This window comes from Trichocoleus desertorum AS-A10 (assembly GCF_039962155.1).
Classification (GTDB): domain Bacteria; phylum Cyanobacteriota; class Cyanobacteriia; order FACHB-46; family FACHB-46; genus Trichocoleus.
The window spans coordinates 1-10,902 of record NZ_JAMPKN010000082.1 but is presented as its reverse complement, the minus strand read 5'-3'; the positions used below and the strand labels follow the sequence as shown (position 1 = coordinate 10,902).

The following is a 10,902-nucleotide window of genomic DNA, read 5'->3' as shown; positions in this document are numbered from 1 at the left end:
GGAGAATCTGACGTTATTACATCAGCACTGCCACGACCAAGTTCATTCAGGTGTGCATGACAAGCACCCAGTTGTTGAGGAGCCGTGTGAGGCGACAAGTCTCATGCACGGTTCTGCAGACCAGCGGAGTGGGTGACTGCTCCGCTGAGTTTAACTCAATGCCTAACTAAAGCGATCACAAGAAGCCTTGATTTGTAAGGTTCTTAGCCTTAACGACCAAAAATTTTCCGTTGCTAAAACTAAGCCGACTTAGGATTGATATGTTAGTTCTGACTTCTGCTGCGTCGTAAGCATCTGTGGTGAGCATTGAGCAAGCCTCAGTGATGTGGCATCCAGTGTAGAGGCAGATGCCAGAGAGGGCACGATCGCTCAGACAAGGAAAGTGCACCGACCCAGAGCTTGTGAACTGTTTCAATCAGAGCGCAAAGGTCCTCTAGAAGAGCGTCCTAGTACAGCTACATAGGGCCATACTAATTAGCTTTTACTGTAATGATTGAGGTAGAAAAACGGTGAATCTGGTCCAGTTATTTTCGCTTGTCAGCGAAATGCTACCCTGCAGCAGTTCTACCAATTTTTTGCTCAGTGCCAATCCGAGCCCGGTGCCACCACGCTTCCAGGGATCATGATTGGGAATGCGATAGAACTTGTCGAAAACCTGATCGCGCAAATCTGTAGGAATTTCAATCCCGGAATTGCTTACACTGATTTTTATTCCTTCTAGATGCTCTATTGCAGTCACTTCAATGGTTTCCATGGATGGCGTATATTTGCAGGCATTGTGTATTAGTTCCATAACAATGCGCTCCAAGCTCGGGAGATCAGTGATAAGTGGCGGCAGGTAGGAGGAAACTTGAATTTGCAATTGTAGCTGTTGCTGATTCATGCGCTCAGCAAAGGATTGGGCAGTCAATGGAAGCCACTCTTGTAGGTGAACTTCCATCGGTGACAACGTCTCCGTCCGTGCATCCAATCGAGCAAGGTCCAACAAATCATCAATGAGTTGAGCTTCTCTTTGACATTCGTAATTGAGAATCTTCACGTAGTGAGTGACTTTCGCGATTTGTCCCGATGAAAGCACCATTTCGTCAGGGGTAACAGTAAGCTGCTTGGTCTGGGACAGATTAAAAGCAACTTCAAGCATTTTAGCCACCATCTTGATCGTGGCCATGGGGGAGCGTAATTCATGGGAAACCGTGCTGAGAAACTCATCTTTGAGTTGACTGAGTTGCTCTAATGCTATCACTTGAGCTTGGGCAGCCTGATACAGCCGAGACTGCCTCAAACCGATCGCACATTGATTCGCTACCTGCTGCACTAAACGAATCTCCAACTCGCTAAAGCTCTGATCCGCTGCTTTGATCAACCAGATGTCACCTAACACCCCCTGATCATCTACGAGTGGGCAAACCAGAACCGTGTAGAAGGTGTGCCGTTGGCATCCTGGCGTTTGTAATGCCAAGCAACAGTGAACATATTTACCCCGCAACAATTGTGTGTAGACGAAGGCATGTTCCTCCATCTGCGACATCTCTCCTTGTGTAACCCTTAGCTCACAGCACCCATGCCCATAACGGATTGTGGAAGTCCGTTGTTCTAAGTCATAAAGCGCGGTATTGCAACTATAGATATCCAGCTTGTTAGTCAGTTCTTGCACCACTGTCTGCAAAATCTGCATTTCATCCAGGGAATCACGCACTTTATCGGTAATGCGTTTTAGCGTCGATTCGTGACTTAAGGAGGTTACCAACTGGGTCGTTCTTTCCTGCACCCGTTGTTCTAGTTGCGTATACAGACGTACATTTTGTAGAGCGATCGCAGCCGCATCAGCCAACGTTTGTAATAGATTGACTTCCTCTGTAGTTGGCAAATGCTCGGTTGCCCAATAAACACCGATCGCCCCGATCGGCTCAACAGAATGAATCGGCAGCATTGCCAGACTTCTGACAAACGTAGGCCGATAATATTCTTGAGGAATGCGGTCATCAGAAAAGATATCCGGAATCACCGCGGGCATTCGATTGAGCATCACCCAACCCGAAATGCAGTTCTTAACCGGAAATCGCTGTCCCCGCCAGAGCGGGGCGATCGCCTCTTCATCGGCGTAATAGCAAAACTCTCCCTCTCGTAGAACAAAGGCCGAGCCATCTGCACCAACTAACCGTCTTGCGGCACTACGAACTGCTGCCGTAATTGCCTGTAAATCACGGGCAGAAGCCAATTGTTGAATCGCCTGAACGAGTTGCCGCAACCGCTGGTTGAGATGCAACACCTCCGTCTCTGCCTGCTGGCGTTCTCCTTCTAAACGTTTCTGTTGGGTGATATCCAGAATCGTTGCAATCCGGTAAAGAGTCTGGCCTTGGTCATCTTTGACCGCTGTAACATTCAACAGAATAGGAAACTGCGAGCTATCACGACGCACATGGACAGACTCAAAAGTTAAATTTCCAACTTGTTCTGATTGTTGGAGACTACGAATGCCATCCACCTGATGAGTGGATGGAAATAGCTCCAGAATGGGTTTACCAATCATTTCTTCCACAGCATAGCCATGCATCCGAGCAAAAGCAGGGTTGGCTAATTGAATCTGTGTGCCTTGGCCAACCGCTAAACCATGTTCTGTAAACTGAAAAATGTCTTTATACTGTTGCAGGGCAGTGAGATATTCATCTTTGAGAGCATTCAATCGTTCGGCTTCCTGACGGGCTAATTGCTCCTGTGCCAACAATCGCTCCCGTTCTTGCTCAGCCAGTTTGCGGTCAGTGATGTCCATTAGAACACCCATCATCCGCCTCGGTTGCCCCAATGAATCATAGATGGCTTGCCCCCTGCCCGACACCCAGTGGATGCTGCCATCGGGGTAACAGACTCGGTACTCTGCCTCGTAGCTGGTCTGAGTTGCTAGAGCGCTACGAACTAAGGCTTCGACCCACCCTACATCTTCAGGATGCACCCGCTCACGCCAAGTGTCATAGGCAACCGTCGATACACCCGGATTCAGACCCAGCAGGAAAAAGTGAATTTCGTTCCATTCCACCTGGTTGGCAGACAAATCCCAACTCCAGCTACCTATCTGAGCAAGGTCTAAGGCTAACCGTAATTGCTCTTCTTTGGCTTGTAACGTTGCATCCGCTTGTCTGCGTTCGTTTTCGACATGCTTGCGGTCGTCAATGTTATGACAATAAATCTCTAACCCTTGGAGTGATGGATAGGCATGAATTTCATCCCATTGCTGTCTAGGCTCATAAAAAAAATCAAAGTGGACGGGGACTTGTTCAGCGATCGCCTGCCGATACTTCTGTTCACAAATTGTTCCAACCAAGGCTGGCCAAACATCCCACAGAGACCGACCCACGAGGTCTTGGGGTAAGACCTGGTTCGCTCGTGCGGTTGCCTGATTGACGTGGGTGATGCGCCAATCTGGATCTAGGGCAATGAAAGCATCAGTCATCTTCTCCAGAATTGCTGCAGCGGGTTGCTGGAGAGCACTAACTTTAGTATTCGTGGTAGAAGACGCGAAGATGCCCATCTAAAAGTTCCTAAGTAGAAAAAAATTGACGAGATCGTCAGCCACAAAAGAATGGAAGCCCTACCATTACTCTCCTTCAGTTTGACCATCGCTTGATTGTTTTGCAACTTTTTATGGTTCGTTTGATAACTTTATTTAGACTGGTTCAAAAATCTTCTTAACGCTCGACTCATTATGGGACACGGTGTGCTGAGAGATGAGTAACTTCATGCTGTGAAACTCTGTAATATTCACACAGCATGATTTCTGACTGACAAATAGGTTGGATATTTCTATTCAGATTGACTGTGTGGGAGGCGACGACTCACAAAGTTCGGTGTTGCTGATTGATTGGAGGATTTTGCTTTATCTTGAATGAGATTTCAGTCTTTACAGCCATTGCTTCATCCTACGATTCAGCAACGCCCAAAGTTTTAGGTCGGTTCAGAGATCGATTCTCACTCAGCTCGACTGAAAGAACGTGTAAACGTAATCCTCATCAAAGGCAACTGAGAAGATGAGGGCTGCGATTGCCTCCCCAGTTGCAGCTCCAACACTTCCATTCGCGATCGTTAACGACGGACTCTGCCACTCTTCTAAGATACAAGGGGTATAAATTGACGAGGCTGAAACGACCTTAAATCAGGGTGGGAGTTGTGAGTAAAAGCTCTATCAAAAAACGGTCCCTTTTTGATATGTTGGCAGCATGACTATTCGAGCTGCTCTCTACTTCTTGCGAGTCTTTACCACTGACAAGGGACAAGAGACTAATAATCAACTACTGCAACTGCAAGAATTTTGCGATCGCCAAGGTTGGCAGATTGCCAACATCTACCTAGACCGCGAATCTGGCCGCAAGGGTAAGCGCGAGCGTGGCGACTTCAGCCGCATGTGTGATGATGCAGCTAAGCGAAAGTTTGACGATAAAACAATGTTCGTTTTGCTGCACACTCCCCAAGATCTGAAGTTTCACATACTACCCTTTGAAAATGGGTATTTACCTGGCTTGCTTATGGCTTTCTTTGCGATGACTGTTGTGAACAGTCCCACGATGTGGATTTTCGGCATATTCGGCATAGTGTTTTTTCACGTAATTACGATCAGCCGAATTGTCACCTGTACGATTGATCAGATACTAGGAAAGGTCATCATCGAATGACGACTAATAGGAATAGGCAGTTCTCAAAGGTTGGAATATCCACTCGAAGACGTTGTAGGGGTTGAAGTCGAGCAATGGGAACCCTGGAGGCAGGAAAGAGACCCGATAATATGGGGCGTAACTCTGACTAGTGGACGGGACGTAACTCTGGAGCGCGTCAATTTAATTCTTAGATCAGGCCATCGCGTTTCCCTCGGTAAAGATGTTGGCCAATTTCCCTGGGGAAAGGAAAAATATCACATTTCATTCGCCAGGTTCTGAATGTTTGAAATAAAGCTGGGGGAATTCCCCGGTTTAGTCATTTTCCTAACTTCAAAACTGTTGTGGAGTAAGTCTTTCGGCCATTTCTGTGTCAATTCGCTGAGGAAAAGATGTCCTTCCTAATTCTTAAGACATCAAACAAATGGAAATGAAGGACACGAAACCATGCCTTACGAAAGGTTAAACCTCTCTGCTTCCAAGCCTGTTCTCTCTTGGGCAAACCATCAATTGGGTCAGGATGAAACCAAAATGGCAAAGAACGTGGCATCCATACCCTTTGTCTTCAAGCACGTTGCCCTGATGCCCGATGTCCACTTAGGTAAGGGTCCTTTTTTGATAGCCTTGCTGCATGAAAAAAACAGTTTGTGCTCTCTACTTACGAGTCTCAACAACTGACAAAGGGCAGGACACCGATAACCAGCTTTTGCAACTGCAAGAATTTTGCGATCGTCAAGGTTGGCAGATTGCCAACATCTACCTAGACCGCGAATCTGGCCGCAAGGGTAAGCGTGAGCGTGGCGATTTTAGCCGCATGTTTGAGGATGCAGCGAAGCGAAAGTTTGATGTAAGTAGGTATGTGTAATTAAACTGAAGATGGTTTTCAGACTGTGTAAGGGTTTCAGGCGAAGCCATCTTATATTTAATTTGACCCACCTACTTATTGGTGTTTTGGTCACTCGAGCGCTTTAGTCGCGAAGGCATCCGCAAGACGATCGCTTACCTCCAGCAACTCAGCAGTCTAGGCTGTAGATTCAAGAGCTATACGGAGCCGCTGCTGGATACTGAGAATGAATTGGTGGCCCACATCGTTGTGGGAGTTCTAGCCTACCTCGCGCAACAAGAAGCAGTCCGAATTTCTGAGCGAACGCAGGCAGGACTCCAACGAGTGCAATCGCAAGGAAAGATTCAAGGTCGTCCAGATGGCTTTGAACAATGGAAAGACCAACTGGCCGAACTATAAGCAGCTGGGTACTCGCAAGGGCGGATAGCTCGTGAAATGGGTCCTTATAACACGGTAATAGAGCTATCTAGCGACTAAAGCTACCTCATCACTCCGTTCAGAGCTGAAATTCTGGCTTTCCTTGGAGCCTTTGAGTCATTGCCCAAGGGACGCAATGACTCAAAGGCGACTTTCTGTCCAGCCATACCGACAAACGCAATCAATGTTTGAAGAATCGGAGCTTAGCAAAGCAAAGACTCGAATTGTTTCAAATCACAACGTTGTTTATATTTCTCTTCGATTTATGACTCATCGAGTATCCCAGTAATTAGCCTTGTAGTATTTGCTTGCAATACCTGCAGGAGATCACAAAGTCCATATCACAACATTTGATAGGAGATACTATGAGCAGCGGAAACGGATGCCCATTTACGGGCGGCGGTCAGAAATCTGAGCCTCGTCATAGGCCGGCGAACCGAGACTGGTGGCCAAATTATTTGCATCTGAACGTTCTCCACCAGCACTCACCCCAAGCCAATCCTATGGGTGAGGAGTTCAACTACGCTGAGGAGTTCAAAAGCCTTGACTTAGCTGCCTTGAGGGCAGATATCTATGAACTAATGACCACCTCCCAGGATTGGTGGCCAGCCGATTACGGTCATTACGGGCCGCTCTTCATCCGGATGGCTTGGCACAGCGCTGGCACCTATCGGATTGGCGACGGTCGCGGCGGTGCAGGCTCGGGTAGCCAGCGGTTTGAGCCCCTCAACAGTTGGCCCGACAATGCGAATCTTGACAAGGCGCGCATGTTGCTTTGGCCCGTCAAGCAGAAATACGGCAAGAAAATTTCGTGGGCCGACCTGATGATCTTCGCGGGCAACTGTGCCTTGGAGTCAATGGGCTTCAAGACGATCGGCTTTGCCGGTGGGCGTGTGGACGTCTGGCAGCCAGAGGAAGACATCTACTGGGGTTCTGAGAAAGCCTGGCTCGGCAATGAGCGTTACGAAGAAGATCGCGTGCTGCTGAATCCGCTCGCCGCCGTGCAGATGGGCCTGATCTATGTGAACCCAGAAGGTCCAGACGGCGAGCCTGATCCGCTCGGCTCAGGGCGCGATATTCGCGAGACCTTCAAACGGATGGCGATGAACGACGAGGAGACAGTCGCGCTCACCGCTGGTGGGCATACCTTTGGCAAATGCCACGGTGCGGGCGAGGCATCGCACGTGGGGCCTGACCCTGGGGGTGCCACCGTCATCGATCAGGGCCTTGGCTGGAAGAACGCATTCAACACGGGAGTCGGCGTTGACGCGATCACTAGCGGGATCGAAGGCGCATGGACCCCCACGCCGACGCAGTGGGACAACAGCTATCTCGAAACCTTGTTCAAATATGACTGGGAGCTGACGAAGAGCCCCGCTGGCGCATGGCAGTGGAAGCCCAAGGGCGACGCGGGTGCGGGTACAGTGCCCGATGCACACGATCCGTCGAGACGGCACGCCCCCATGATGACTACGGCAGATATGTCCATGAAGATGGACCCCATCTACAACCAGATTGCACAGCGTTATCACGATAACCCGGATGAGTTCGCAGAGCAGTTTGCCAAGGCGTGGTTCAAGTTGACGCATCGCGATATGGGACCGCGATCGCGTTATCTCGGAGCAGAGGTTCCCCAGGAAGAGTTCTTGTGGCAAGATCCGCTCCCCGCCGTTGATCATGAATTGATTGATGAGCAGGACATCGCTGCTCTCAAAGCCAAGATTCTGACTTCGGGATTGTCTATCTCGCAATTGGTTTCGACCGCTTGGGCGTCGGCGTCTACGTTCCGTTGCTCCGACATGCGCGGTGGCGCGAACGGGGCACGTATTCGTCTCGTGCCGCAGAAAGACTGGGAAGTCAACCAGCCAGAGCAGTTGGCAACAGTGCTGCAAACCCTGGAGGGAATTCAACAGGAGTTCAACAGCTCGCAGTCTGGCGGAAAACGGGTTTCGATCGCTGATTTGATCGTTCTGGGTGGATGTGCAGGCATTGAGCAAGCGGCGAAGAACGCGGGTCACGTCGTGACGGTTCCCTTCAAGCCAGGACGTACGGATGCATTGCAAGAGAAAACGGATGTTGAGTCCTTTGCTCCACTGGAGCCGGTCGCAGACGGGTTTCGCAACTACACTAGTGGCAAACACAGCGAATCGCTCGAAGAGCTGCTGGTTGATCGAGCGCAGTTGCTGTCCCTGACAGCCCCTCAGATGACAGCTCTCGTGGGCGGCTTGCGCGTTTTGGGTGCGAACTGTGGCGGGTCCAAACATGGAGTCTTCACCGATCGCCCAGAGACGTTGACCAATGACTTCTTCGTGAACCTGCTCGACCTGGGCACGACATGGAAGGCGACCTCTGAGGAGGAATATGTGTTCGAGGGGAGCGATCGCAAAACCGACGAACCCAAGTGGACCGCTACCCGGGTTGACCTCATCTTTGGCTCAAATTCTCAGCTCCGAGCCCTCGCGGAAGTCTATGGCGCTGTGGACTCGCAGCAGAAATTTGTGAATGACTTTGCGGCGGCATGGGACAAGGTGATGAACCTCGATCGCTATGACCTTCGCTCAGTCCAAGCGAAAAGCTCTGCAAGGAGTTTCTAAGCGTAACTTCAACCGACCATCGTGTGAACAGAAGTTGAGGCTACGCTAACCTGCGGAGAACCTGAAAACGGGTGGAAGCCAGAGACAGACATAGAGGCGGCGTCTCAAGACCAATTGAAACGCCGCCCTAGTATTACAGTTGTAGATAGGTCAAACTACTGGATCTGACATTGCTGCCGTTATGCTCGCTTCTGAAAATTCATTTCTCCCAGGTGCGGCGCTAGAAGCGCTATCTGAATGGAGTCACGTGCTCAAAGCCTTCCAAACTCGCATGGGACGACATTTCTCTAGGTCGGCGGCCCGCAATAGTGCTGTTACTTATTTACAAGCCCTGCTGAGCCCAGCGGAGCGTAAGAATGGGTGGGAAATGGCAGAGCAGGTAGGACATAACAACCCTTATCGCTTTCAACATTTACTGGGACGGGCTCACTGGGATGCCGATGCCCTCACTCAGGACGTCTCCCAGTAAATAGTGGAACATTTGGGCATAGACCAAGCAATCCTAGCCGTTGATGAAACTGGATTTATCAAACAAGGAGAGCATTCAGTGGGAGTGCAGGTGCAGTACTGTGGGCTGACAGGACGCTTAAATAAACTGCCAAGTTGGGGTATTTCTGGCTTATATCCATCCTGCTGGGCAGACCTTGATTGACCGCCGCTTGTATCTCCAGTCTTGGACAAAAGATGCGAATAAACGATTAAAGTCTGCTGTTCCTAATGCAATTGAGTTTGCAACCAAACCACAGCTCGCCAAACAAATGCTGCAATCAGCGTTTGAATCAGGATTACGTCCCGCTTGAGTGGTTGCTGATGAAGTGTATGGTCACGATGGCAAGTTTTGGTGGTGGTTAGAGCAGCAACATCAACAACCCTATTTGTTAACCGTTGGCAGTCAACATTCCGTCTGCATCGGCTATCAAGAATATCGTGCCAAGAGTTTAGCTCAATCACTTCAATCTCAGCATTGGCAAAGGCTGAGTTGTGGTAATGGCACCAAAGGAGAGCGGATCTACGATTGGGCATTGATGGTCAACTCTGCCAGAGCACAGGGATTTAGCCGCTGGTTGCTGTTTCGTCGCAATTTGGAGAAGCCGGACGATCCTCACTCAATCACCTACTATCAAGTGTATGCGCCTGCCAATACAATGTTAGAAGAGATGGGTGCGGTTGCGGGTCAACGATGGTGGATTGAGGAATGTTTTACAGTTGCCAAAGACCAACTGGGATTGAGCGAATATGAAGTGCGGTCCTGGCAGGGTTGGCATCGACATGTGAGTTTGGTAATGGCAGCTCAAGCATTTCTCACGGTGTTGCGTCATCAGATTGAACCGTTGCCAGTCTCCCAAAAATTTCAACCACAGCGATCAGGCGCTCAGCAGTATGGCTGCCTTCAAAGCGGCACGAAGGTTCTTGTGCCATTGAGTATTCCAGAGCTGCAAAAACTCCTCTGGAAGCTTTTATTTCCAGTATTTGAAACGGTAGAGCAGGTTTTACATTGGTCTTTTTGGAGACGATCTCATCAAGCGACTGCTCACTTCTTCCACTACAAAAATCGTTTTCTTGCCTCATCTGCTTAAATACAACTGTAATACTTAGGACTAGAGGAGTTCATTAATCCAGACCGTGAGCGGACAGTCGCAGACCTAGAACCCGTTGCAGCCAAAGCTCGCGAACAATCTGCTTGCATTAAAAAGGTTTTGAATTTTGGGGTGCACGATAGGGTGAGTGATACCCAAATTGTTCACCAGTTACTAGAGCAGATGGGCCTCAAAGTCACCTTTAGGTGGCAACGGATTGAGGGAAAAAAGAAGCGGGTTTATCGGCTGGATACTGAGCGCTGGGAGAAATTAAAGGCCCTCCTAGCGCAGCGAGCTTGTAAACGCGATCGCCTAAAGCAAAGTGAATCTGAGTATGGATCACCCCCCTCTGTATATGACTACTCAGTAGGGGATGATCCATATAACGGAACTCCTGAAAACCAGATAGAGCAGGAGAGAAACAGCCTCAAACCTCAGCTAATGAAGGCTGTAGGGTCGGTGGTGACTCTCGCTGGGTCGATGGGTGGTTGAGGCGATCGCAGGCCAGACTGCAAAAGTGAAGCAGTTGAATGGTTGGGGTTTCGGCTGGTGGGGGAACAGAGTGGGTTTAAGGCAGATGTAGCAGAGGTGGAGGGACAATAGGCAAATAAAAAAAGGTCCCTGCTTGTTGAGAAGACCTTCCATAATCAAAATGCCTAAATTCTACCAAACTCATCTGCGCTCTTGCCTCAGTCTGGCTCAATTTCTCCTACCCCTGCTGGTAATTCAACTCCTACAAACCCTCAAAACCATCAAGCTCGAATCCCTTGCAGCGAATCTACCAATACCCATTCAAAGCGCCAGCCGTCTACGAAAGTTGAAACGCT

Annotated in this window: 7 protein-coding genes and 2 pseudogenes; 8 read left to right on the top strand and 1 reads right to left on the bottom strand. The window is 49.4% G+C overall.

The window, feature by feature from the left end; translation table 11 throughout:
- Positions 1 to 325: 325 nt before the first annotated feature.
- Positions 326 to 463, top strand: a complete 138-nt coding sequence (locus NDA01_RS30175; RefSeq protein ID WP_348230934.1) for a hypothetical protein — start codon at positions 326 to 328, stop codon at positions 461 to 463.
- Positions 464 to 481: 18 nt separating this feature from the next.
- Here NDA01_RS30175 and NDA01_RS30170 read toward each other — a convergent pair whose 3' ends face one another.
- Entirely contained in the window at positions 482 to 3,526 is a 3,045-nt protein-coding gene (locus NDA01_RS30170; protein ID WP_348230933.1) for a PAS domain S-box protein, read from the bottom strand.
- A gap of 685 nt (positions 3,527 to 4,211) precedes the next feature.
- Between NDA01_RS30170 and NDA01_RS30165 the strand changes: the two genes are divergently transcribed.
- The 7 genes and pseudogenes from NDA01_RS30165 to NDA01_RS30140 all read left to right on the top strand — a co-directional run bounded on the left by NDA01_RS30165 (position 4,212) and on the right by NDA01_RS30140 (position 10,567).
- Positions 4,212 to 4,664, top strand: coding sequence for a recombinase family protein (locus NDA01_RS30165; protein WP_348230932.1), 453 nt, complete (start codon positions 4,212 to 4,214; stop codon positions 4,662 to 4,664).
- Positions 4,665 to 5,274: 610 nt separating this feature from the next.
- A pseudogene (locus NDA01_RS30160) lies at positions 5,275 to 5,886 on the top strand (recombinase family protein).
- Positions 5,887 to 6,269: 383 nt separating this feature from the next.
- Positions 6,270 to 8,498 carry a catalase/peroxidase HPI gene (katG, locus tag NDA01_RS30155; protein ID WP_348230931.1) on the top strand — a complete coding sequence of 743 codons (2,229 nt, stop codon included), beginning with the start codon at positions 6,270 to 6,272 and terminating at the stop codon, positions 8,496 to 8,498.
- Positions 8,499 to 8,679: 181 nt separating this feature from the next.
- Positions 8,680 to 9,150, top strand: a pseudogene (locus NDA01_RS30150) (transposase).
- Positions 9,089 to 9,298 carry a transposase gene (locus tag NDA01_RS32165; protein ID WP_431193587.1) on the top strand — a complete coding sequence of 70 codons (210 nt, stop codon included), beginning with the start codon at positions 9,089 to 9,091 and terminating at the stop codon, positions 9,296 to 9,298. Before NDA01_RS30150 ends, NDA01_RS32165 begins: the two are co-directional and overlap by 62 nt.
- Positions 9,299 to 10,075, top strand: coding sequence for an IS701 family transposase (locus NDA01_RS30145; RefSeq protein WP_348230930.1), 777 nt, complete (start codon positions 9,299 to 9,301; stop codon positions 10,073 to 10,075).
- Between the two features lie 144 nt (positions 10,076 to 10,219).
- Positions 10,220 to 10,567: a hypothetical protein gene (locus tag NDA01_RS30140; protein WP_348230929.1), complete on the top strand. Its 348-nt coding sequence runs from the start codon at positions 10,220 to 10,222 to the stop codon at positions 10,565 to 10,567.
- Positions 10,568 to 10,902: the final 335 nt, after the last annotated feature.